Annotated in this window: 23 protein-coding genes; 16 read left to right on the forward strand and 7 right to left on the reverse strand. The window is 67.1% G+C overall.

All coding sequences use genetic code 11. The features are described from left to right. Together LGR69_RS19295 and LGR69_RS19300 are read left to right on the forward strand one after the other, a co-directional pair. Positions 1-972: flavin monoamine oxidase family protein (locus LGR69_RS19295; RefSeq protein ID WP_230367025.1), on the forward strand; the 972-nt coding region annotated here is incomplete at its 5' end. A gap of 225 nt (positions 973-1,197) precedes the next feature. After that, complete coding sequence (locus tag LGR69_RS19300; RefSeq protein ID WP_007558243.1) at positions 1,198-1,608, forward strand: hypothetical protein; 411 nt, start codon at positions 1,198-1,200, stop codon at positions 1,606-1,608. A 145-nt stretch (positions 1,609-1,753) separates the two neighbouring features. Here the strand turns inward: LGR69_RS19300 and LGR69_RS19305 are convergent, their stop codons facing one another. From LGR69_RS19305 to LGR69_RS19315, 3 genes are all read right to left on the reverse strand, one after another. After that, a complete protein-coding gene (locus LGR69_RS19305; protein WP_007558242.1) occupies positions 1,754-2,065 on the reverse strand; it encodes a hypothetical protein in 312 nt (103 codons plus the stop codon). Between the two features lie 278 nt (positions 2,066-2,343). After that, positions 2,344-2,589: a hypothetical protein gene (locus LGR69_RS19310; RefSeq protein ID WP_007558241.1), complete on the reverse strand. Its 246-nt coding sequence runs from the start codon at positions 2,587-2,589 to the stop codon at positions 2,344-2,346. A 353-nt stretch (positions 2,590-2,942) separates the two neighbouring features. Next, positions 2,943-3,338: a DUF4149 domain-containing protein gene (locus LGR69_RS19315; RefSeq protein WP_007558240.1), complete on the reverse strand. Its 396-nt coding sequence runs from the start codon at positions 3,336-3,338 to the stop codon at positions 2,943-2,945. Positions 3,339-3,697: 359 nt separating this feature from the next. Between LGR69_RS19315 and LGR69_RS19320 the strand changes: the two genes are divergently transcribed. From LGR69_RS19320 to LGR69_RS19335, 4 genes are all read left to right on the forward strand, one after another. Beyond that, positions 3,698-4,537 carry a cobalamin-binding protein gene (locus LGR69_RS19320; protein WP_007558238.1) on the forward strand — a complete coding sequence of 280 codons (840 nt, stop codon included), beginning with the start codon at positions 3,698-3,700 and terminating at the stop codon, positions 4,535-4,537. Positions 4,538-4,964: 427 nt separating this feature from the next. Further along, positions 4,965-5,648 (forward strand): MgtC/SapB family protein, encoded by a 684-nt coding sequence (locus tag LGR69_RS19325; RefSeq protein ID WP_230367026.1) that lies wholly within the window; start codon positions 4,965-4,967, stop codon positions 5,646-5,648. Between the two features lie 75 nt (positions 5,649-5,723). Then, positions 5,724-5,996, forward strand: coding sequence for a PepSY domain-containing protein (locus LGR69_RS19330; RefSeq protein WP_230367027.1), 273 nt, complete (start codon positions 5,724-5,726; stop codon positions 5,994-5,996). A gap of 77 nt (positions 5,997-6,073) precedes the next feature. Continuing rightward, positions 6,074-6,253, forward strand: a complete 180-nt coding sequence (locus LGR69_RS19335; protein WP_230367182.1) for a hypothetical protein — start codon at positions 6,074-6,076, stop codon at positions 6,251-6,253. 36 nt (positions 6,254-6,289) lie between these two features. On the opposite strand, the gene LGR69_RS19340 is transcribed toward LGR69_RS19335, so the two are convergent. From LGR69_RS19340 to LGR69_RS19355, 4 genes are all read right to left on the reverse strand, one after another. Further along, complete coding sequence (locus LGR69_RS19340; RefSeq protein ID WP_230367028.1) at positions 6,290-6,463, reverse strand: hypothetical protein; 174 nt, start codon at positions 6,461-6,463, stop codon at positions 6,290-6,292. A gap of 177 nt (positions 6,464-6,640) precedes the next feature. Further along, the gene (locus LGR69_RS19345) at positions 6,641-7,369 is read right to left on the reverse strand and encodes a phosphatase PAP2 family protein (protein ID WP_230367029.1); all 729 of its coding nucleotides are present in this window, start codon (positions 7,367-7,369) and stop codon (positions 6,641-6,643) included. A 9-nt stretch (positions 7,370-7,378) separates the two neighbouring features. Continuing rightward, the gene (locus LGR69_RS19350) at positions 7,379-8,668 is read right to left on the reverse strand and encodes an MFS transporter (protein WP_230367030.1); all 1,290 of its coding nucleotides are present in this window, start codon (positions 8,666-8,668) and stop codon (positions 7,379-7,381) included. A gap of 293 nt (positions 8,669-8,961) precedes the next feature. Further along, complete coding sequence (locus tag LGR69_RS19355; protein WP_230367031.1) at positions 8,962-9,849, reverse strand: crotonase/enoyl-CoA hydratase family protein; 888 nt, start codon at positions 9,847-9,849, stop codon at positions 8,962-8,964. A gap of 231 nt (positions 9,850-10,080) precedes the next feature. Between LGR69_RS19355 and LGR69_RS19360 the strand changes: the two genes are divergently transcribed. The 10 genes from LGR69_RS19360 to LGR69_RS19405 all read left to right on the forward strand — a co-directional run bounded on the left by LGR69_RS19360 (position 10,081) and on the right by LGR69_RS19405 (position 21,843). Next, positions 10,081-11,175, forward strand: coding sequence for an efflux RND transporter periplasmic adaptor subunit (locus LGR69_RS19360; RefSeq protein WP_230367032.1), 1,095 nt, complete (start codon positions 10,081-10,083; stop codon positions 11,173-11,175). Beyond that, positions 11,172-14,285 (forward strand): efflux RND transporter permease subunit, encoded by a 3,114-nt coding sequence (locus LGR69_RS19365; RefSeq protein ID WP_230367033.1) that lies wholly within the window; start codon positions 11,172-11,174, stop codon positions 14,283-14,285. Before LGR69_RS19360 ends, LGR69_RS19365 begins: the two co-directional genes overlap by 4 nt. 238 nt (positions 14,286-14,523) lie before the next feature. Beyond that, positions 14,524-15,066 carry a TetR family transcriptional regulator gene (locus LGR69_RS19370; RefSeq protein WP_091861454.1) on the forward strand — a complete coding sequence of 181 codons (543 nt, stop codon included), beginning with the start codon at positions 14,524-14,526 and terminating at the stop codon, positions 15,064-15,066. 110 nt (positions 15,067-15,176) lie between these two features. Next, complete coding sequence (locus LGR69_RS19375; RefSeq protein ID WP_230367034.1) at positions 15,177-16,208, forward strand: Vgb family protein; 1,032 nt, start codon at positions 15,177-15,179, stop codon at positions 16,206-16,208. A 90-nt stretch (positions 16,209-16,298) separates the two neighbouring features. Beyond that, positions 16,299-16,847 (forward strand): PaaI family thioesterase, encoded by a 549-nt coding sequence (locus LGR69_RS19380; protein WP_230367035.1) that lies wholly within the window; start codon positions 16,299-16,301, stop codon positions 16,845-16,847. 48 nt (positions 16,848-16,895) lie between these two features. Then, the gene (locus LGR69_RS19385) at positions 16,896-18,080 is read left to right on the forward strand and encodes a thiolase family protein (RefSeq protein WP_091861448.1); all 1,185 of its coding nucleotides are present in this window, start codon (positions 16,896-16,898) and stop codon (positions 18,078-18,080) included. 77 nt (positions 18,081-18,157) lie between these two features. Beyond that, positions 18,158-19,558 carry an MATE family efflux transporter gene (locus tag LGR69_RS19390; RefSeq protein ID WP_230367036.1) on the forward strand — a complete coding sequence of 467 codons (1,401 nt, stop codon included), beginning with the start codon at positions 18,158-18,160 and terminating at the stop codon, positions 19,556-19,558. 27 nt (positions 19,559-19,585) lie between these two features. Next, positions 19,586-19,957, forward strand: a complete 372-nt coding sequence (locus LGR69_RS19395; protein WP_091861442.1) for a DoxX family protein — start codon at positions 19,586-19,588, stop codon at positions 19,955-19,957. Between the two features lie 169 nt (positions 19,958-20,126). Then, entirely contained in the window at positions 20,127-20,948 is an 822-nt protein-coding gene (locus tag LGR69_RS19400) for an oxidoreductase (RefSeq protein ID WP_091861439.1), read from the forward strand. A gap of 49 nt (positions 20,949-20,997) precedes the next feature. After that, entirely contained in the window at positions 20,998-21,843 is an 846-nt protein-coding gene (locus LGR69_RS19405) for an SDR family NAD(P)-dependent oxidoreductase (RefSeq protein WP_230367037.1), read from the forward strand. Positions 21,844-22,004: the final 161 nt, after the last annotated feature.

Below are 22,004 nucleotides of genomic sequence, written 5' to 3' on the forward strand. Positions count from 1 at the left end.
GGGGCGTCCCGCCATACCCATCCAGGGGGTCAAAATTCGACGCCGATCCAGGGTCAATGTTCAACGCTGTTTGACACCCTGGAACAGGGCGGTGCCTGGAATGGCTACGTGCGGGCCATCGCGGGCTTCATGAGCGGCGTCGCGCCCGAGGACATCTCAGCGACCGACTACCTGGCCTACGACGACGCCTCGACCGGTAAGAACTGGCACTTGCCGCTCGGCTACGGCACCTTGGTCGCCGCCAGCTTGCCGTCCTCGGCGACGGTCCGGCTGGCCACGCCAGCCGAACGCATCGACCTGACTGGGGACGGCGTCGAGGTGACCACCCGCGCGGGTACCATCCGCGCCAAGGCCGCCGTTCTTACGGTCTCGACCGCGGTCCTGGCCGGCGACGCGATCCGCCTTCCCCGCGGCATCGACCCTTGGCGAGAAGCGGCCGCCGCCCTTCCCCTCGGGCGCAACGAGAAGATCTTTCTGGAGATCGAGCGCGACACCGCGTTCGGGCCGGACTCGCATGCCTACGGCAACCTGGAGGACCCGAGGTCGGCGGCCTATTCCATACGACCCAACGGCTGGCCGGTGATCGAGGCCTTCCTCGGTGGCGAGGGCGCGCGCATCCTGGAGGAGGAGGGCCCGGCCGACGGCTTCGCCTTCGTGACGGCGCAGTTGGCCGCCCTGTTCGGCAGCGACGTGGCGTCGGCGATCCGGCCGCTCGCGGCGACCTCGTGGAGCCGGATCGCGTCCATAGGCGGCGCGTATAGCTGCGCGCTTCCTGGTCGCTCGCAGGCGCGTTCGCGCTTGGCGCAGCCTTTCGAGAACCGGCTGTTCTTCGCTGGCGAGGCGACGCATCCCTTCGACTTCACGACCGCCCACGGTGCCCACGACAGCGGGCAACGCGCCGCCGACGAGGCCTTGGCTGCTCTTCGGGACAGCCATGTCCTGGATAGGCGGGATCCCCCGTTCGCAGCCTGACCGGCCAGATGGTGACCTCGTTTCCCCGGGGACGGCGCAGTCGCCGCCGAAGAGGGGTGATGCTCCCGCCCAGGCATCATGGTTGCTTGCTGGAGATCCTGGTCGGCGATGCTGCGGCCATCTGCCATCGGACGGGCACCCCACCGTGCCATGGCGCACATAGCCTTGGAACGGCGCACGCCCCGAGCTGTTGAGGTGCCATTCCCATGCGACATGAGATTTCGGATGCGTAAGATCGCACTCGCTTCCACGGCTTTGCTTGGCCTCGGGCTCTTGGCATCGGCACCCGCAGAGGCCCGCGGCTGGGGCTACGGCGGTGGCTACGGTTACGGCCATGGCGGATACGGTTATGGCGGCGGATATCGCGGCGTGGGCTTCCGCGGCGGCTACGGCGGCTACGGACGCGGTTACGGCTATCGCGGTTATGGCTATCGCCGCGGCATCGGCCCCGGCGCAGCCATCGGCCTCGGGATCGCCGGCCTCGCCGCAGGTGCCATCGTCGCGAACTCGTACGGTGGCTACGGTTACGGCTATGGCCGCCCGGTCGGATATTACGGCGGCTACGGCTATGCTCCGGCTTACGGATACGCTCCAGCTTATGGCTACGGATACCCCGCTTACGGCTACGGATACTGAAACATCACTTCGAACGGCGGGTCGCAGGCTTCGCCATAACGTCTAACGACAGAGGCGTCCGACGGACTGTCGGGCGCCTCTTTGCGTATGGGAGCATCCTGCGAGCGTCGACTAGAGCCCGATGCGTCCACTAGGTGCGTCGCCTTCAGGTCGACGAGACCATTTCCCCTGGTGTCGGTTCGGCCCCGGCGGCACCGGGTTCAGGCCCGGACGGGGACGCCGGCACGGTGGCGCTGGAGGCCGCGACGAGTGAGCCGATCACGCCAAGCAGCGCGAGCCGCTCCGGGCTGTCCGCCTCGGAGGAGAGGAAAGTCGAGAGTTCGACGCGGGACGGTCTCCCGCCTGAGGGACCGTTCGGCTCATGGAGGACGAACACGTCCGTCGGGTTCTTGCCGACGCACAGGAACCAGTTGTCGCCGTTCGATGCGGCGTAGATCAGTTTGCGCGCGATGGTCATAACCTCGACGGCCTCCTCGTTCACGAGGTCAACTAGGGCTGGGGATCAGACATGTCCGACGAGAAGGACCGTACCGACGAGGCACCCGAACCGACCGAGGACCTTGGGCTGCCGACGCCGCCGAGCCCGGGACGCGTCCCGCCTCCCCATTTGCCACCGCCTCCAAAGGACGACACCCCGCCCGCGGAACCGCAGACAGACGGCTGGCCATGAGGTCGGCGTGCGCTTGAGGGGTGTGGCCTGCCCCACGTGATCCCGCGCCCCTCGGGAGGGCCGTCTCAGGCCATCAGGCGGTGGGTGTTGTCGGCGACGAGTTCCCTGTAGCGGGCGATGACGTCGCTCTGACTTCCCCCCGCCATCAGGGTGTTGGCGGCCTCCATCGCGGCGACCACCTTCTCGCCGACCATCGAGACCATCTCAGCCTGGCCCTCGGCGCCGCCCCAGGCGATCCGCACCAGCCGCAACTCGATGACCTTCTGCGCCTCCACGGTAAGCAGGAAGGCGGCATAGAGGGGGTTCAGCATGGGGGCTCCGGCCTGACGATATACGTGGGCAACGCCTGGCCGTGGGCCCGGTCCCTGCGGATGATGACGCAGGACGCCTACCGTTCGCGGGCGGCGACGCCCGAGCCCGGCGACGTGGCGGTGTCCTCGGAGATACCCGACCGGTTTGTCGGGACGCGGCCGGCAAGCCGCCAAGCCGCAACCCCTACGTCTTCCTCGACCTGCCCTTGTCGCGCATCTTCGGGGGTCAGACCGTACGGGCTTGGTAGATGCGCTGCTCTCGACCAGACATGCGGACGCGTAAAGTGCCTGCGGGACGCTGGGACCTTGCCTATCCCGCGACGCACCTCCCGAGAGCGCATCGGCTTTCACGCCTATGCGGAAAGCCTGAGGATCACCGCGGACGATCCGACGATGTGGGCCAGGGTGACCAGGACCGACCCGGTATGAAGCACGCCGAAGCGCCTGCGATTGCCTACATCGCTCGCCGCGTTGATGGCCGGCATGAGAACCTGCCGCGCCAGGAGGGCCGTGAAGGCGATGAGCCCGAGGATGAGGGCGGAGGTCCCATCGAGATTGGCCGTCAGCGCCGCGCCGGCGAGGGCGCACCCTATGACGAAGGCGTAGAAGTGCGGGAAGGCGCGCCGCAGTAGCGGGCCTGCGGCTTCGGCAGGCAGGGCGCTGAAGAGGAACGAGGCGAAGCCGAACGAGTACAGGACCATTCCCCCGAACAGGAGGGCTGTCAGGAGGACGGCCGCTTGGGAGAGCATCGTTCCAGACCTTTTATTCAAGGATCGCCCTTGCGGGCGGGATTGATTTCGCTCGGCTCGACCGGGTCGCGTGTCGGTGGTGGCGCACGAGGGGGTTTCGGGGACGACCCTATGCGTCATCGGACGTTGGCGACACTCGTTGGCCCCGCGTCATTCGCGCCCCGGCCCGTCTGGGAGCGCCCCGCCGGCAGCAGGCGCCCTGGAACGTTGCGTCGCGCGACTCCGAGGGTAACGCGTAACGGGTCACGCCATGCGCTACGCGTTACGGCTTCGAGTTGAGGGCCCGAGGCCAATGGCTGGGTGGCGTCTTCCTCGTACGACTGCCATGCCCGGGCCTACCGCGGACATCGGGCGGTCGCTTGCGCTATGGATGGGCATGCCGCTTCCCGCCTGAACGGATCGTCTGCCTGACCGAGGAAACGGTCGAGACCCTGTACCTGCTGGGAGAGCAGGACCGGATCGTCGGCGTGTCCGGCTACGCCGTCCGCCCGCCCCAGGTCCGTCGCGAGAAGCCCCGGGTGTCGGCCTTCACCAACGCCGACATCCCCAAGATCCTGGCACTCGCGCCGGACTTGGTCCTGGCCTTCTCGGACTTGCAGGCCGGCATCGTCGCCGACCTCGCCCGGGCCGGGGTCGCGGTCCACCTCTTCAACCAGCGGGACGTGGCCGGCATCCTCGCCATGATCCGGACGGTGGGCGCCCTCGTGGACGCAAGGGACCGGGCGGAGGCGCTGGCCCGCGGCTACGAGGAACGGCTGGTGACGGTCGCCGGACAATCGCACGGACGCCCGCGGCCCCGTGTGTACTTCGAGGAATGGGACGAGCCGCTGATCTCCAGCATCGGATGGGTATCCGAGCTCGTGCGCATCGCGGGCGGCGACGACGTATTCCCCGAACTCGCCCGGCAGCCGGCCGCCAAGGACCGCATCGTCACGCCGGAGGCGGTGTTGGCCTCACGGCCGGAAGTCATCCTGGCGTCTTGGTGCGGGAAGAAGGTAGTGCCGTCCCGCATCGCGTCGCGGCCCGGCTGGTCGTCGATGCCGGCGGTCGCGGAGGGACGGATCGTCGAGATAAAATCGCCGCTCATCCTCCAGCCTGGGCCGGCTGCACTCACCGATGGGCTCGACGCCATTCTGCGTGCCTTAGCCGCCCCGATGAATCGTCCGACTGCGCCGATCTCAGTTCAAAGTCATACGTAAGGAATGGGCCATGACATGCTGATGTCATGGCCGCCGCTTTTAGGGCCGCTTCGCCTTCTGAGCTGACTTCGCCTTCGGACATCGGAAGCCGCAGGGTGGAAGGTCCGCAACGAGGCACATTCAGACGAGGGCCTAGGCCGTAACAAAGGTCTGCTTCTTCGTTTTAAACGCTGGAAGCGGATGGGCCGGTTTCGGCCAGCATCGGCCGTTGTGAGGGAGCCGCGCGGACGTCTCAGATGGGTGGATATCCGCCGTTCCGCTTTCGAGTAGTCTGGGGTCGGAAGCGGACGTCGTATCTACTCCCGCTTCCGACCCGTGACAGGCGCAGATCAGATTCATCCAAGCGCACCGCGCTCTCTCGCCTTGACCCGTTCGCCTCATCGCGGCGACTCTCGAAAATCATTCGGTGGGTCGGACGATGGAGAGCATGCTCGGCAATCTTGAAATTTTAAGCCGTCTGATGCTCGCCGCTGTTCTGAGCGGCCTGATCGGGGTCGAGCGAGAACGCTTGCTCTGGGCTGCCGGACTTCGAACGCACATGCTGGTCGGCGTGGGCGCATGCCTCATCGTCATTGTCTCAGCCTTCGGCTTCAGCGACGTGCTGGGTGCCCACAATGTCGTCCTGGACCCCTCACGCATTGCGGCGCAGGTCGTCTCGGGTGTCGGCTTTCTCGGGGCAGGAACGATCCTGCTCCGAGGTGAGGTCGTCAAAGGGCTCACCACAGCAGCGAGTCTGTGGGCGGTGGCGGCCATCGGCCTCGCAGTCGGCAGCGGCCTTTACGTCGCCGGCATCGCCACGACCATTATCCTCCTGGCGATCCTCGCCGGTTTGAAGCCCCTTCAGGATCGCTACCACAACCGGCTGCGCGTCCGGCCGCTTCGCGTGTTGGCCGAGCCGGGAAAGGTCACGTTCGATACCTTGCAGACGATCGCCGGCCAGAGAGCATCCCGCATTCGCCAGTTCGTCGTTCAGCGGGCTGCCGATCCAGGACAGGACGAGATCCTGGTTTCGTTCGCGCGACTGTCACGTCAGTCGGTGGCGGAGATCGCAGAGGGTCTCCGAGCGCATCCCGGTGTCGCCAGCGTCGAGAATGTCGAGGGCCACCTATAGCCTTCTCTTTTGTCGAGACACGCAACCGATATCTGCATGCCCCGTTGACCGGCACGGCAATTATGGAGGCGGCTAATGAAATCCCGGAACCTTGCCTTAATCGCCTTGGCCGCGGCCTTGGGGATCGCCGGCCCGGCCATCGCCAAGAGCGACAAGCCCGGCGCCGACTGGATGCCCGCCGAGCAGGTGAAGCAGAAGCTGATGGATGCGGGCTATTCCAGCATCACCGAACTGGAGGCCGATGACGGCCACTGGGAAGGCGAAGGCATGAAGAACGGCGTGAAGATGGAGTTCCACGTCGATCCCAAGACGGGTGCCATCACCAAAGAGAAGCCCGACAAGGACTGATGAGCAAGGTTGGGTAATCCGCCGCCGCGGAGATCAGCGGCGGCAAGAAGGGAAAGCGCACGGCGTACTTGATCGCCGTGCGCCAGAAGCGCGAAGCGACCCGCGTCTACGCCGTGGTCGCAACCTCGGCCGAGGCCGCGCTCGCGCAAGTGGCTGGACTTACTGTGGACGGCATCGAGACCGAGGTCGTTGGGACGTTCTCACGAGACCTCACCCGGAGCCTCGGCCTCAAGCCAAGCGAGATGCGGCTCGTCTGAGCGAGCCGCTCCCCCGGACCACACACCGGACGCTCACTACCGCTGCCAGCCTCCAGCCTGCTTCTTGGCCTTCTTCAGGCGCCGCAAGCTGCGGATCGCACGGACGAGCTTCTTGGCCTGCCGCTTCTCGCAGGTCTCGGTGACAGGACGACCGGCGACCTTGACCATGAAGTGCCCGTCGGCCGCCTTTTCCTTGGTGACGTAGTGCATGGTCCGGTCTCCTGTCGTTCAGGGCTCGGGTGTCGAGCGGTCTGTCTCCGGGGTTGGTGGATGCGGCAACGACCGGCGCGTGGGCGCCTAGGGTTGCCTAAAATCGCAGGTAGATACGTGGGCCCGCCTCGCAACCCGCCTCCCGCCTTCGTGATCCAGCCTGAAGCAATCTTCACCTCAACGACCGGAGGCGCTCTCCTGGGCCGCGATTTCTGCGTCTGCTTGGTCGAGATCACGTTCGAAGCGAGGGTCGTGGAACAGCGCCTCGGCGATGACGGCCGCAGCGATCCTCCCGGCTTCCAGGTCGGTCGGGAAATGGGTGCCGGCGATCACGCGGTTCTCCCCGTACGAGGCAGCGAACGCAAACAGTGCCTGGCGCTTCTCGGGCACGAGACGCGCCAGCACCGTGGCTGCGAGATACCCGAACGTGGCGTGGCCGCTCGGGTAGGACGTGCTGTCGGAACGATGCCCGAACGTGGCAAGATCCGACTTGAGCGTGTAGGGGCGCGGTCGGGCGATGGCTGTCTTGGCCGCCAGCACGGCGAGTTCTCCATCCTGGAACACGCGCTCGATCAGCGCCGCGGTGATCGGCATCGCCGCCGCGGTGAAGGCCGGACCGAGAACCCCGCCGAAGCGGTCGAGGGCGCACGGCAGGTTCGCGGTGATGCGGCGCTCGTCGTCGGGTGTGCGGGTTCGGACGGCTGCTTCCACGGCCTGCATGTCCGCCTTGGCCGCTTCCGAATTGGCTTCTGGCGGGGGCGACAGCACGCGCTGTAGCGCCATTGCCGCCGGGTCGATGTAGGTGCTGTGCAGCGTCCCGGCGGTGGCAGGCAGGGCAAGGGACAGGAGCACGGCCAGCGGCGCGATGAACCGCTGGCAACCCATGGCAGAAATCCGGTTTGTCACGGCCCCTCCTCACGCCTTGCCGGGTAGCACCGTTCGCAACCACGCCGCCGGGTCACTCCGATGCCTCCCGGAGGCGGTCTCCGGCATTAGCGTCACGAGCACCGCCAGCGCGACCGCTGCCACGGCGGCGCACGCGAAATACGCGGCATCGAACCCCGCCTGGTGAACCAAGGTTCCGGCGATAACGAACGACAGCGAAGCGCCCGCGCCCTGCACAGTCCCGATCAGGCCATGGGCGGCGTTGTAGCGACCGGTCCCGCGGGTGATGTCGGCCATCACCAGGGGCTTCACCGCACTGAGCAGACCGGCGCCGACGCCGTCGAGGCACTGGACCGCGATGAGCCAGTACGGGTCGCGCCAGACTAGGTAGAGCAAGGCCCGCAAGGGCAGCGCGGCGAAGCCGATCACGAGCAAGGGCTTGCGGCCCCAGCGCTCGGCCCGGCGGCCGACGATGAGCCCCATCGGCACCATCACCGCCTGCGCACCGACGATGCAGACGGAGACGATGACCGACGACCAATCAGGGCGCGCCTGCCCGATCTCCTGCGCGACGAGGGTCAGCAGCGGCGCGTTGGCGAAATGGAAAAGCCCTACGCAGGCCGCGAAGATCATGAGTGGCCGGCAGGTCAGCAGGGTCCGCCACCCGGCCGGGGCTTGCTCCCCGTCGCCCTCGCCGCCGCCGCGGGCTCGACGCGCATCGATGGCACCCCGTGGGATCGAATAGAGCGACGCGGCCGAGACGATGGCGCAGGCCGGGACCAAGAGGAAGACCGCCCGGTCCGGGAACAGCCAGCCGACGAGCCCGATCAGGACGGCGATGGCGACGTTCCCGGTCCGCTCCAGCGCGGCGTTGCGGCCGAAGCGCCGGGCGAGCCTCTCGGCCGGGAACAGGCCGAGCGTGAGCGTGGCGATGGCCGGGCTCAGCATGCCCCCGACGGCGGCCAGCACGCAGGAGGCCGCGAGGACGGGCCAGAACTGCGGGAAGAGCGCGACGAGGAGCGTGGTCAGCGAGAGCGCGACCAGGGCGCCGAGCAGGATCACGCGCTTGTCGCGCACCGCGTCGATGGCGGTGCCGATCGGCGTCTGCGCCACGATGCCGACGATACCCGATATCGTGCTGACCAGACCGACCGAGGCGTCGTCCCAGCCCCGGTGCACGTAGAGGTAGACGTTGAGGTATGGCTTGATCGCCCCATTCACGTCGATCAGCAGGAAGTTCAGGAGGTCGAGAGGTTTGGAAATGGACTTCCTCCCTGGGGCCGGAGGCTGCCCGTCACCTTCGTTGCTGTCCTGCTCCACTTGGTCGGCCTCCCTTTCCAGCCCACCTAGGGCAGAGCAGGACGGAACCGAGCGGTAGCCTACCTCGACCGTGTCCGCTTTTCAGAAGCGTTTGATGCGACTGACAAGACCGGGTTGGGTCGCAAGCGGGAGTGCCGCTCAGGGTGGATTTCCGAATATCTGCTTTCCGGCGTCGAATGCAAAAATGCAGACATACAGCCAACGGCAGGATTTCGCCGTGATCGGAACATCTACCCCAAAGCATGACCGCGGCGGAAACGAGCCAAGCAGTCTCGCTCACAAGGCAAGAGAGCTTAGCGGCCATGGTAGATGGGCGGCCGCCCCTCAGCTTCGGCCTTTCGGCCTTCGAGAAAGTCCTCGGTGCCATAAAGAGCGCGATACTGCTCCCCGAGGTTGGAGAAGGCCCTTCCTTCCCACTGGTCGATCGCATTGCGGGCGGAGGCCAGGGTAGCTTTGATCCCAAGCGGACCACAGCGGGCAATCCTGACCGCCATGCCCAGCCCCTTTTCCAAGGCGGCACGTGGATTCGGGGCGATCTCCTGTACCAGCCCCATACGTCGAGCCTCCTCGGCCCCCCAATGGTCGCCGGTCAGCATGTACCGCATCGCGTTGCCCCAACCGGCCTCCCTCGGAAATCGAACCGTCGAACCTCCTCCTGGGAAGCGGCCATGCGTGTTCTCGTCCTGGGCGAAGCGCGTCTCGGCGGACGCGATGCGGATGTCGGCCACGAGGAAGAGTTCGTGGCCCATGTTCCAGGTATCGCCGTGCACGACCGCGACGAGCGGCTTGCTTAGAAGGGCACGCCGTCCCAACGGATCGATGCCATCGGCATCGGGAGCGCGCGCCGTACCCGTCCTCAGGACCGAGGCGAAGGCATCGACATCGATGCCGCGCGTGAAGTTCTCGCCGTGTCCGAACAGCACCGCGGCGCGAAGGTCGTCGTCGGCATCGTACGCGGCGTATGCCCGTGCCAAGGCGCTGAACGCCTCGGGATCGACCCGGTTGTAAACATCGGGCCTGTTGAGGCCGATCAGGCAGACCTGACCGCGTCGCTCGACCGTGATCTTGCGTCCGTCCGGCGGTCGGCTCGGACCGTCGACAACGCGTTCCGAGGCCTGGGAACTTTCGACCGAAGCACCCTGGGCGAGCATGCCTGACGTCCAGCCGACCAGGGAGGACATGACAACCGTGCGCCGCGACGGTCGGGGTATCGGAGCTGACATCGGCAACACCATAAGCTTCGCAGACATCCCCCCCGGTCCGGACCTCGCTAGCCGCGCCGTATGAGGTGTGAACCTCGGACTCCGCGACATCCCCGACCGTGAGAACGAAGGCCATTGACGATAGATGACGACCATAATAGATGATGGTCTTAATTTCAAATCGTCGATTTGGCCGTGGGGGAACTGGCTATGGGTGCGAGGTGGGTGATCGGTTTGGCAGGGGTGGCCGTCACGGCTGTCTCGGCTTGTTCGCCGGCCGAGACAGCCGTGACGCCGGAGCCTCCGTTGGTGCAGATCACCGAGGTCGCTCCGGGCGTGAGTGGGGTCTCTCGCTATACGGGGGTCATCCGAGCCCGGACCGAGAGCAACCTCGGCTTCCGGGTCGGCGGCAAGATCTTTGAGCGTCTTGTCGATCCTGGCGACCACGTGCGCCTCGGCCAGCCCCTGATGCGCCTCGACCGCACCGACTTCACCCTGGCCCTCAACGCCGCCCGGTCCTCCGTCGAGGCTGCGCGCGCCCAGATGATCAAGGCCAAGGCCGACGAGGAGCGCAGCCGCAAGCTCGTGGGCGACGGCTGGACCTCGAAGCAGACCTACGACCAGAACAAGGGCGCGGCCGACGCCGCCATCGCCCAGTTCGCCAACGCCGAGGCGCAGGCGAGCCAGATCGAGAACCAGGCCGGCTATTCCGAGCTCAAGGCCGACGCCGACGGCGTCGTCATGGACGTGCCCTCCTATCCCGGAGAGGTGGTCGCCGCCGGCCAGACCGTGGTGAAGCTGGCACGGGACGGCGCGCGCGAGGCCGAGATCTTCCTGCCGGAGGCGAGCCGGTCCCTGGCCAAGGGCGTGGCAACGGCGACGCTCTACGCCGAGGGCGAGGCGACCTTCCCGGCCCGACTGCGCGAACTGTCAGCCATCGCCGACCCGGCCACGCGGACCTATCGCGCCCGCTACATCCTTTCCGGCGGCGGCGAGGATGCCCCGCTGGGCGCAACCGTGACCCTGCAACTCAAGTCCCGGGAGGCGGCTCGCGCCGCCATGGTCGAGGTGCCTCTCGCAGCCCTCTTCAACCAGGGGACCGGCGCATCGGTCTGGCGCTACGACGCCGCCACCGAAACCGTGAAGCCACAGGCCGTGAAGGTCGCGCGCATGGGCGAGGAACGCGCTGACGTCGTCGGCGGCCTCAACCCCGGGGACCGGATCGTGGCGCTCGGCGCCCATCTCCTAAAGCCCGACCAGAAGGTCCGCCTCGCGCCCTCCAGCATGACGGGAGCCGTGCAGTGAACGCGTCCCACTTCAACCTTTCGGCCCTGGCGGTGCGCGAGCGCGCCGTCACCCTGTTCCTCCTGATCGCCCTCGTCGGCGCCGGCTTCTTCGCCTTCGAGAAGCTCGGACGCGCCGAGGACCCGGCCTTCACCGTCAAGGTCATGACGGTCTCGGCCGCGTGGCCGGGAGCGACCGCCGAGGAGATGCAGCGCCAGGTCGCCGACCCGTTGGAGAAGCGGCTGCAGGAACTCGTCTACTACGACCGGGCCGAGACGACCGTCCGCCCCGGGCTGATGGTGACCAAGGTCATCTTCAAGGACCAGATGCCGCCTGCCAAGCTGCAGTCGGAGTTCTACCAAGCCCGCAAGAAGCTCTCCGACCAGGCCTCCAGCCTGCCGCGTGGCGTGATGGGGCCGCTGTTCAACGACGAGTTCTCGGACATCTATTTCGCCCTCTACGCCGTGCAGGCCAAGGGCCTTCCGCACCGGCAGTTGGTGCTCCGGGCGGAGGACATGCGCCAGCGGCTGCTGCGCGTACCCGGTGTCGAGAAGATCAACATCCTCGGCGAACAGGCCCAGAAGATCTTCGTGGAGGTCTCCTACCAGCGCCTCGCGACGCTCGGCATCAACGGTCAGCAACTCCTGGCGGCCTTGGCCAACCAGAACGACGTGACCCCGGCCGGCTTCGTCGAGGCCGATGGTCCGCGCGTGTACCTGCGGCTCGACGGCGCCATCGACAACCTCGACGCCATCCGCGACCTGCCGGTGGCGGCCGGCGACCGCAGCCTCAAGCTCGGCGACATCGCGCAGGTGAAGCGCGGCTACGAAGACCCGAAGACCTTCGAGATCCGCAACGACGGCGAGCAGGCCCTGATGCTCGGCCTCGTGATGAAGCCCGGTTTCAACGGGCTCGCCCTCGGCGAGGCGTTGAACGCCGAAGAGGTGGCGATCCACCACGAGACGCCGCTGGGCATCACCTTCACGAAAATCACCGACCAAGCCAAGGTTATCGACGACGCGATCCACGAGTTCATGGTGAAGTTCTTCACCGCGCTGGGCGTGGTGATCTTCGTGAGTCTCGTGGCGCTGGGCTTCCGGGTCGGCATCGTGGTCGCGCTCGCGGTCCCGCTCACCCTCTCGGCCGTGTTCGTGGTGATGATGCTCACCGGTCGCGACTTCGACCGCATCACGCTCGGCGCCCTCATCATCTCGCTCGGCCTCCTCGTCGACGACGCGATCATCGCCATTGAGATGATGGTGGTGCGCATGGAGGAGGGCTACGACCGCATCGAGGCGGCGACCTACGCGTGGAGCTCGACCGCCGCGCCGATGCTCACCGGCACCATCGTCACCATCGCGGGCTTCCTGCCGGTCGGCTTCGCCGCCTCCACGGCGGGCGAGTATGCCGGCAACATCTTCTGGGTGGTGACCTTCTCGCTGCTCATCTCGTGGATCGTGGCCGTGACCTTCACGCCCTATCTCGGCGTCAAGCTCCTGCCCGACATCAAGAAGGTCGAGGGCGGCCACGACGCCATCTACGCCACGAAGAACTACGAGCGCCTGCGGCGGGTCGTACGGCTCTCGGTCGACCACAAGTGGATGGCGGCGGGCATCACCCTGGCGCTCTTCGCGGGGGCCGTGGTGGCCATGGGCAAGGTCGAGCAGCAGTTCTTCCCGAACTCGGAACGACCCGAACTCATCGTCGAGGTGACCCTGCCGGCAGGCTCGGCCTTCGCAACCACCGAGGCCAGCGTGAAGAAGGTCGAGGCGGCGGTACGCGACCTGCCGGAGGCCAAGGAGATCACGAGCTACATCGGCCAGGGCATGCCACGCTTCGTCCTGTCCTTCGATCCGGAGCTTCCGGACCCCGCCTTCGCGCAGATCGTCGTCCAGACCGCCGACGCCCAGGCCCGTGACGCGCTGCGGGTCAAGGTCCGCCAGCTTGTCGAGGAGGGGCGCTTCCCCGAGGCGCGGGTGCGCGTCCTGCAGATCGTGTTCGGGCCGCCGGTGCGCTTCCCCGTCGCCTTCCGCGTGGTCGGCCCCGACCTCGACGTCATCCGCCGCATCGCGGCCGAGGTTGCCGGAGCGATGGCGACCAACCCGAACATGCGGATGGTCCACCTCGACTGGGGCGACAAGACGCCGACCCTGCACCTGACGCTGGACCAGGAGCGCCTGCGCCTGATTGGCCTGACCCCCAAGGAGGCCGGCCAGCAATTGCAGAACTACCTCAACGGCACGCCGGCGACCCAGGTGCGCGAGAACCTGCGCTCGGTAGACGTGCTCCTGCGCAGCCCCGGTCCGGAGCGCCGCTCGCTGGGCGACATCGGCGACCTGACGCTGGCGACGAAAGACGGTCGGCAGGTGCCGGTCTCCCAGGTCGCCCGCCTGGAAACCCGCTACGAGGACGCGGTGCTCAAGCGCTACAACCGCGAGACATACATCCGCGTGCAGGGCGACGTACTCGACGGAAAGCAGCCGCCGGACGTCCACTTCCAGGTCCTCCCCCTGCTGGACCCGATCAAGGCGAAGCTGCCGCCGGGCTACCGCATCGACACGGCCGGCTCGGTCGAGGAGAGCGCGAAGGCGCAGATGTCGCTGGCAGCGGTGTTCCCGCTGATGCTGATCGTGACGCTGACGGTCATCATGCTCCAGGTGCGCTCGTTCGCCACCATGTTCATGGTGCTCGCCACAGCGCCGCTCGGCCTCGTCGGGGCCGCGCCGACGCTGTTGCTCTTCCACCAGCCTTTCGGGTTCAACGCGATCCTCGGCCTCATCGCGCTCTCAGGTATCCTGATGCGCAACACGCTGATCCTGGTGGACCAAATCCACCACGACCAGGCGGCGGGCCTGGGAGACTACGACGCCATCGTCGAGTCGACTGTGCGGCGTGCCCGTCCGGTGATCCTGACGGCGGCCGCCGCGATGCTCGCCTTCATCCCGCTTACCCACTCGGTGTTCTGGGGGGCGCTTGCCTACGTCCTCATCGGCGGCGTCGGGGTCGGCACGATCCTGACGCTCCTCTTCCTGCCCGCGCTGTATGCCCTGTGGTTCCGGGTGAAGCGGGAGCCGCGAGAGGCGCAGGGCGCCGCCCGAGACGAAACGATGCCGATGCCGGCCAAGGGCTGAAGCACGAATGACCATCAACGACGTCCCGCCGACGGGACGTCCCGAGATCGCGCGCTAATCCTCCGAGCGCGCGGTGCATCGGCCGACCTGCGCTTCGCCCCCTCGCGCAGGTCGGTCGACAGCCTCTTCCGGAAGCCTGGGGAGGATCGGACGGCGCAGCACGTCCAAACTCACCAGGGACTTCAATACATGACTGCTCGCATCTATATTGAGTTCAGTTTCATCGAAGGACGGTAGGATGCCGCGGGTTTCGCAGGAGCAAGCCAAGCTCAACCGCCAGCGTGTCGTGGAGGTCGCATCCTCCTTGTTTCGGGAGCGCGGTCTGAACGGCATCGGCGTCGTGGACATCATGGCGGCCGCCGGCCTGACCCATGGCGGCTTCTACGGCCAGTTCGCCAACAAGGATGCCCTCGCGGCCGAGGCGTTCGACGCCGCCATCGGCAACGAGTACAGGGCGGACCTGGAAACCTTCATCGAGAACTACCTGTCCCTCGGCCACGTGCGCACACCGGGCAGGGGCTGTCCCGTCGCGGCACTGGTGAACGATATCGGGCGCGAGCCGCCAGGGAGCGCGCTGCGATCCCGGTTCACCCATGCGGTCAAGGGGCTCGCCGGCCTCATCGCGGACCGACTTCCCAAGTCTTCGAAGGAGCGGCGCAGGCAGCGCTCCTTGATCGCGTTGTCGACCATGGTCGGTGCGGTGGTGCTTGCGCGCGGTGTCGACGACGAGGCCTTGGCCGACGAACTGCTCGCGACTGCGCGCGCCACCATCACCGGCTGAACCATTCCTCGCTAGCATTCTTCGACGCCCTGCGTCTTCTGAGACGAATCCCGGTTGACCCGTACCGGACGCTTTAATAGATTACGACCATAATTTTACAGCGTCGATTCTTGGCCGAAACCGATGGGCATGGCTGGCCGGCGCGCCTGACCTATGCGGAGGAGTGCGCGATGAAGAACCCACCTCGCTTGGCGAGTCGCGGCTTACGTTTTCCGGCGGCGGTGGGACTGTCGCTCGCCATCATGTCCTTGAACGGACCCGTCTTCGCCGCCGGTGGAACGACGGCCGTGCGGTTGCCGGACGGCTGTCGCTTCCCGGAGAGCGTGACCTCAGACGCGAACCGCACCCTCTTCGTGAGCAGCATCGCGGATGGTGGCGTGCTCAAGGTCGCCGCGGACGGCGCCGTCACGTCGCAGTTCCTGAAGCCGGGCGAGAACGGCACCCGGTCCACCTTCGGTTTGCTGGCGGATCCCAAGCGCGGGGTGCTCTGGGTCGCCTCGAACGACGCGACGGCCCTCGGAGTTAAGGGGCCAACGGACACGGAAGGGGCGTGGATCAAGGCCTTCGACGTCGGGACGGGCGTCATGAAGACGAGTGTCAGGCTGCCGGGTGCCAAGGCGCTTGCGAATGACATGGCCCTCGGCGGCGACGGCTCGCTCTACGTCACAAACACCTTCGCCCCCCAGATCCTGCGGCTCAAACCCGGTGCCAAGGAATTCGAGGTGTTCGTCGAGAACCCGGTGCTCGCCAAGGGGCTAGACGGCATCGCCATCGGCGGCGACGGCAACCTCTACGTCAACACCTTCATGGGCGGCGAGCTGTTCCGCATCGCCATGAACCAGGGTGTCGCCGGTGAAGTCACGCAACTTGAGACGACGAGGCCGCTGAAGTTCCCGGACGGGCTGCGGACCTTCAAGGACGGGTTCCTCATGGTCGAGGGCAGCGGTGCGCTGAGCCGCGTCACGGTCTCCGGCAACGCCGCGAAGATCGAGCCTATCCACCAGTTCGCCGGGCCGACCGGCGTGACGGTCGCAGGTGACAAGATCTGGGTGGCCGAGGGGCAGTTGGGCCTGATGTCCAAGCCGGTCGAGGCCGGCAGCGAGGCGCCGAGCTTCCATCTCCGCTCCATGGACGCGCCATAGCGCGTCGCCCGACTGTCTCCGTCTAACGGGGCTGCGTCGGGCGCAAAGCTTCATGCCTGACGTTCGATAGTTCACCGTGAAGGTCCAGCGATGATCGACGAAGTGCCTCCGGAAACTCATGCGCCTTCACGGCGCAGAACGGTCGAGTGGGCCGATCCACGCACCATCGCCGCGGCAGGACAGGATCTTGCGGGCATCGACTTCCTACGCGCGCTGCTGGCGGGGGAGATTCCGCCGCCTCCTGCGACCCAGCTGCTCGGCATCGAGTTCGTCTCGGTCGATCCGGGTACGGCCTGCATGCGCATGCAGGCCGGAGAGTATCTCTTCAACCCGCTGGGGTCCGTCCATGGCGGGTCCCTCGCCACGCTCCTCGATAGCGTCATGGGGTGTGCCGTGCATTCCACGTTGCCGTTCGGGCGCGGCTACACGACGCTTGAGTTCAAGATGAATTTCATGCGCGCGGCGACCGGGAGGTCCGGTCTGCTGACCGCTTCTGGACAGGTCATCCACTCCGGGCGGCAGCAAGCCGTGGCCGAAGGCCGTCTTAGCGACGAGGCCGGCCGCCTCGTCGCGACCGCGAGTACGACCTGTCTCGTGTTCGATCTCCCCGGCGCCGTGAAACAGGGGTCGGCCGGCTGACCGAGCAGAAGCTTTGACGCCCACAGTCCATGCGAGCGAATTCCACCGATGACGTCACGCCAGATCGTTCTCTGCCATCCTGTCCGCACAGCGATAGGCGCCTATGGCGGTAGCCTCAAGGATGTCGCCGCGACCGAACTCGGTGCGGTGGCTATCCGGGAAACCCTGCGCCGAGCCGGCCTCGACGCGGGCCGGCTCTGCAGCGTGACGATGGGCAACGTCGTGCAGGCTGGCAACCGCATGAACCCGGCCCGGCAGGCTGCAGTGAACGGCGGCGTGCCGGTCAATGTGCCGGCGCTGACCGTCAACCGCGTGTGCGGCTCGGGCGCGCAGGCCATCGCGACAGCGGCCGACGAGATCTGGCTTGGCCATCACGACGTCGCGGTCGCTGGCGGAATGGAGAACATGGACCGGGCGCCGTACCTGATGGAGGGCGGGCGCTGGGGCCATCGGATGGGTCACGCCCAAATCCTCGACAGTATGCTCAATGACGGCCTCGTCGATGCATTCTCGGGCGAGCATTCAGGCTGGCACACCGAGGACTTGGCAAGCCGGTCCCAGATTGGCCGTGAGGCACAGGATGCGTGGGCGGCCCGCTCTCAGGCTCGGTTCGCAAGGGCGCAAGCGGCGGGCGCGTTCGAAGCCGAGATCGCGCCCATTGAGGTCAAGGGCCGCAAGGGCTCCGAGACCTTCGCGCGGGACGAGGCGCCGCGTCCCGAGACGAGCGTCGAGACGCTGGCCAAGCTGAAGGCGGCCTTCCGCAAGGACGGGACGATCACGGCCGGCAATGCGCCGGGCCTCAATTCGGGCGCGGCGGCGATGATCGTGGCCGAGAAGGGTTTCGCCGAGGCCAACGGCCTCGACGCCTTCGGCCGCCTCGTCGCCTACGGCGTCGGCGCCTGCGAGCCGGGCCTGTTCGGTCTCGGACCTGTCCCGGCGGTTCGGCAGGCGCTGGAACGGACCGGCTGGTCGCTCGGAGACCTCGACCGGGTCGAGATCAACGAGGCGTTCGCGGTCGTGCCGCTCGCCGTCGCGAAGGAGCTCGGCCTGCCCGAGGATATCGTCAACGTCGAGGGCGGGGCCATCGCCCACGGCCACCCCATCGGCGCGACCGGCGCGGTCCTGACGACCCGCCTGCTCCACTCATTGCGCCGGGATGGCCTCCGGCGCGGGATGGTCACGCTGTGCATCGGCGGCGGCCAGGGCATCGCGCTGGCCATCGAGGCGGCCTGAGCCGATGCGCCAGACGGCGCCAAACCGTCGTTCTGCGCGCCTGGGCTTGCGGTTCATGATCTCGCGAGAGTTCCACCATGGACACACGCACACGCCGCCTGTTGGAAGCGCCTCTTGTACCGACCCTGGCTCGGATGGCCGCACCCAACGTCACAGTGATGGTGGTCCAGACTTCAGTCGGGCTGATCGAGACGTACTTCGTGTCGACGCTTGGCACCGACGCACTGGCCGGGATGGCCCTCGTCTTCCCGGTGGTGATGCTGGTCCAGATGCTCTCCGCCGGCGGCATGGGCGGCGCGATCCAGTCGGTGGTCTCGCGAACCCTCGGTGCCGGCCGGCAGGCGGACGCCGGACTTCTGGCCTGGCACGCGACGGCGATCGGCCTAGTGCTCGGGATTGCGACGAGCCTCGTCGCGATCCCGTTCGGGCCAACCCTCTACGCGTTCATGGGCGGGGAAGGTGGTTCGCTCCATGCTGCGACCACCTATGCGGGCATCGTCCTCGGCTGCGCGGTCCTGATCTGGTTGTTCAACGCCCTGTCGGCGGTGATCCGTGGCACCGGCAATATGGGGCTTCCGGCCTTGGTCACCTGCGTCGAGGCTCTGGTGCTCGTCCCACTCTCGCCCGCGCTGATCTTCGGCTGGGGGCCTTTTCCCGCGCTCGGCATTAGGGGTGGGGGCGTCGCGTTCGCCGTCTACTACGCGGTCGGCACGGCGGTGTTCGCATACTACCTGTGGTCAGGCCGCGGCGTGCTGCGTCCGAGCCGGCGCCTGCCGAGACTGACCTGGGCCCCGTCGCGGGAGATCCTGCGCATCGGGGTGCTCTCGGGCATCGCCAGCGTGACCTCCAACGTCACGGTTATCGCCGCCACCGCCTTCGTCGGGGCGGCCGGGCCTGCCGCCGTGGCTGGCTACGGGACAGGCGCACGGCTCGAATACCTGCTGGTGCCCCTCGTGTTCGGTCTCGGCTCGCCCATCGCGGCCATCGTCGGCACGGCGCTGGGGGCCGGCGACCACGCCCGCGCGCGTCGGGCCGCCATGACCGGTGCGGCCATCGCGGGCGTACTGACGGAGGGCATCGGGATCGCGGCGGCCCTGCATCCGGTGGCTTGGCTCGGCTTGTTCGGTGAGGACCCGGCAATGCTCGCCACGGGCTCCCTCTACCTGCGTGCCGTGGGTCCGTTCTACGGGTTCTTCGGCGCCGGCCTGGCCCTCTACTTCGCCGCCCAGGGCGCAGGGCGTGTCGGCTGGCCGGTCGCCGCCAGCCTGCTCCGGATGGTGGTGGCTCTCGGCGGGGCATGGACCGCCTCGGCGCTCGGCTTCGGGTTGAGCGGCATCTTCCTCGCGATGTCGGCCGGGTTCGTCGTGATGGGTCTCGTCAACGCGGCCGCATTCGCGACGGGCAGCATGATCCCTCGCGCTGCCATCGGTGAACCATCATTCGGTCCGCTGCCTCTCGCGCCTGCGTCGAAACCCTGAACGCCCTGCCTTGCGGAGACATCATCGATGCCTGCTACGTTCGATTGGCGACGTCTTGGCGACCGAGCGCTCCGTCTCCTGCTCTCGACGGTCTTCATTGTCGCGGGCGGAATGAAGCTCGCGGCGGTGGAGTTCGAGGTCTCGAACTTCGAACGCTTCGGCTACGCAAACTGGTTCATGTACGCCGTGGGCATCGCCCAATTACTCGGAGCGGCCTCGCTCTGGGTCCGGCGCTACGTCGCCTACGGGGCGCTGTTCCTGGCCGCCATGATGGCCGCCGGTGCCGTCAGTCACCTCCGTACCGGTGATCCGGCCGTCATGGCGGCTCCGGCGCTCGTGCTGCTGGCGCTTCTGTGCGGCCTGGCCTTCACTCGGCGAGGCGAGCTTTCCACCGCCTGACGCCGGATCAGAAATGCCTGTGACGACCGAGGGGCATGGCGCCGGCTCAGTAGCTTCGAAGGTCGCGGCAGGGCGAAAACTTCGCCCGCCGAGCCTTGATAATAAAGATTATGAACTTAATCTATTAGCGCGGGCGGCGGTCGGCCCGCCGCCTCAACGGGAGGACAACGTGGCCCAGGGAAGCATCAAGACCGCAATCGTCACGGGCGCCGCCTCCGGCATCGGGCTGTCGACCGCGCAAGCCCTGGCGGCTGCGGGCTACCGGGTGTTCGGGACCAGCCGGAAGGCCGCCCCGGACATGGGCGGCGGGACCAGGATGCTCGTTTGCGACGTCACCGACGAGGCGTCCGTGGCCGACATGGTCGAGACGGTCTTCGGAGAGACCGGTCGCGTCGACCTTCTCGTGAACAACGCCGGCTTCGGCATCAGCGGCCCGGCCGAGGAGACCTCGGTCGCGCAGGCCCAGGCCATGTTCGACGTGAACCTGTTCGGCGTGATCCGGACGACCCAGGCGGTCCTCCCCCTGATGCGCGCCCAGAAGGGTGGCCGGATCGTCAACGTCAGCTCGGTGCAGGGCTTCATACCGGCCCCGTTCATGGCGCTGTACGGCGCCAGCAAGCACGCGGTCGAGGGCTACTCGGAGTCCCTCGACCACGAGGTCCGTGGCCAGGGCATCCGGGTCGTGCTCGTCGAGCCTGCCTTCACGAAAACCGCCTTCGACCAGAACCTGGTCCAGCCGGACAAGTCCCTCGACATCTACGCGGCGGACCGTGCCGGACGAGGCAGGTTCTGGAGCGAGGTCATGAAGACGGCCGACGAACCGGAGGTCGTGGCGAAGGTGATCGTGAAGGCCGCCACGGCGGTGGCACCCAGGCGCCGCTACGCCGCGGGACCCAAGGCCCGGCAGGTCAGCTTGCTGCGTCGGTTCGTTCCAGCCAGCGCCTTCGACAAGGCTCTCAGGAAGGAGATGCAACTTCCGCCGGCGTCATGACTACTGGGATCATCCCGACCATTAGCAAATATTACAACCGAGGAAGCACATGAAACTGCAAGACATCGACTATGCCCGCTCGACTGCTCTCGTCACGGGCGCCAGTTCAGGCATCGGTCGCGCAATCGCATTCGAGCTCGCCGCACGCGGGATCAGGAAAATGGTGGTCGTCGCCCGCGGCGAGGAGAAGCTCGCCAAGGCCGCGTCCGAACTCAGGCAGTCGGCCCCGGGCATCGACGTGCGGGAGATCAGCATCGATCTGTCGAAGCACGACGCGCCGGCGGAGATTCAACGGCAGGTCGAGGCTTGGGGCTGGCAGGTCGACCTGCTGGTGAACGACGCGGGGATAGCGCGTAAGCAGCTCTTCGCCAAAGACATGGAAACGGACATCTCGCTCCTGACCGTCGACCTGATGATCCGGGCGGTCATAGACCTGTCCCTCCGCTTCCTTCCGCCGATGGTCGAGCGGGGTCATGGCGGCATCCTGAACGTCTGCTCGACGGCGGCCTACAATCCCGTCCCCTTCACCGCGATGTACGCCGCGAGCAAGGCGTTCATGCTCTCGTGGTCTCAGGCGGTCCGTGAGGAGAATCGTGACACCGGTGTCCGGGTGGCCTGCATCGTGCCCGGCGTGACGGAGACCAACCTCGACGGCGATGGCCACGGCGAGCGTCGCGGGCTCCTGGATGCGGTCGGCATCGACCAGCCGGAAGATGTCGCGAAGGCTGCCGTCGATGCCCTTGAGGAGAACGCCGCCCAGAGCATCGTCGGCACCAACAACAAGCTTCTGAAAGTGGCCCAGGGCCTGCTGCCGGACTCGCTCAATGCTCGCTTGATAAGCAAGGCCCGGGGCGCGCCCGAGGAGAGCGACAACGTCGGTCCGAACCAAGGCTGAGGCACGACGCCTCGTCAGACAGCCGTCCGACGACCAACGTCGCCCCTGACGCAGGCGCGTGTGAAATGGGTGGACGACGGAGTATCCGTCTCCACCAGTCATAACAGCGCTCGCTCATCCGGCGGGTGAGGACGCTCTTCAGGAGAACGTCGCTTGTCCGG

This window comes from Methylobacterium brachiatum, assembly GCF_020523825.1.
Taxonomy (GTDB): domain Bacteria; phylum Pseudomonadota; class Alphaproteobacteria; order Rhizobiales; family Beijerinckiaceae; genus Methylobacterium; species Methylobacterium brachiatum.

Coding starts and splice junctions, on each gene's coding strand:
- LGR69_RS19325 (WP_230367026.1), top strand. CDS start 4,965: ATGCTCGGCAATCTTGAAATTTTAAGCCGTCTGATGCTCGCCGCTGTT.
- LGR69_RS19305 (WP_007558242.1), bottom strand. CDS start 2,065: ATGACCATCGCGCGCAAACTGATCTACGCCGCATCGAACGGCGACAAC.
- LGR69_RS19310 (WP_007558241.1), bottom strand. CDS start 2,589: ATGCTGAACCCCCTCTATGCCGCCTTCCTGCTTACCGTGGAGGCGCAG.
- LGR69_RS19405 (WP_230367037.1), top strand. CDS start 20,998: ATGAAACTGCAAGACATCGACTATGCCCGCTCGACTGCTCTCGTCACG.
- LGR69_RS19330 (WP_230367027.1), top strand. CDS start 5,724: ATGAAATCCCGGAACCTTGCCTTAATCGCCTTGGCCGCGGCCTTGGGG.
- LGR69_RS19315 (WP_007558240.1), bottom strand. CDS start 3,338: ATGCTCTCCCAAGCGGCCGTCCTCCTGACAGCCCTCCTGTTCGGGGGA.
- LGR69_RS19340 (WP_230367028.1), bottom strand. CDS start 6,463: ATGCACTACGTCACCAAGGAAAAGGCGGCCGACGGGCACTTCATGGTC.
- LGR69_RS19380 (WP_230367035.1), top strand. CDS start 16,299: ATGATCGACGAAGTGCCTCCGGAAACTCATGCGCCTTCACGGCGCAGA.
- LGR69_RS19395 (WP_091861442.1), top strand. CDS start 19,586: ATGCCTGCTACGTTCGATTGGCGACGTCTTGGCGACCGAGCGCTCCGT.
- LGR69_RS19370 (WP_091861454.1), top strand. CDS start 14,524: ATGCCGCGGGTTTCGCAGGAGCAAGCCAAGCTCAACCGCCAGCGTGTC.
- LGR69_RS19355 (WP_230367031.1), bottom strand. CDS start 9,849: ATGTCCTCCCTGGTCGGCTGGACGTCAGGCATGCTCGCCCAGGGTGCT.
- LGR69_RS19385 (WP_091861448.1), top strand. CDS start 16,896: ATGACGTCACGCCAGATCGTTCTCTGCCATCCTGTCCGCACAGCGATA.
- LGR69_RS19300 (WP_007558243.1), top strand. CDS start 1,198: ATGCGTAAGATCGCACTCGCTTCCACGGCTTTGCTTGGCCTCGGGCTC.
- LGR69_RS19390 (WP_230367036.1), top strand. CDS start 18,158: ATGGACACACGCACACGCCGCCTGTTGGAAGCGCCTCTTGTACCGACC.
- LGR69_RS19360 (WP_230367032.1), top strand. CDS start 10,081: ATGGGTGCGAGGTGGGTGATCGGTTTGGCAGGGGTGGCCGTCACGGCT.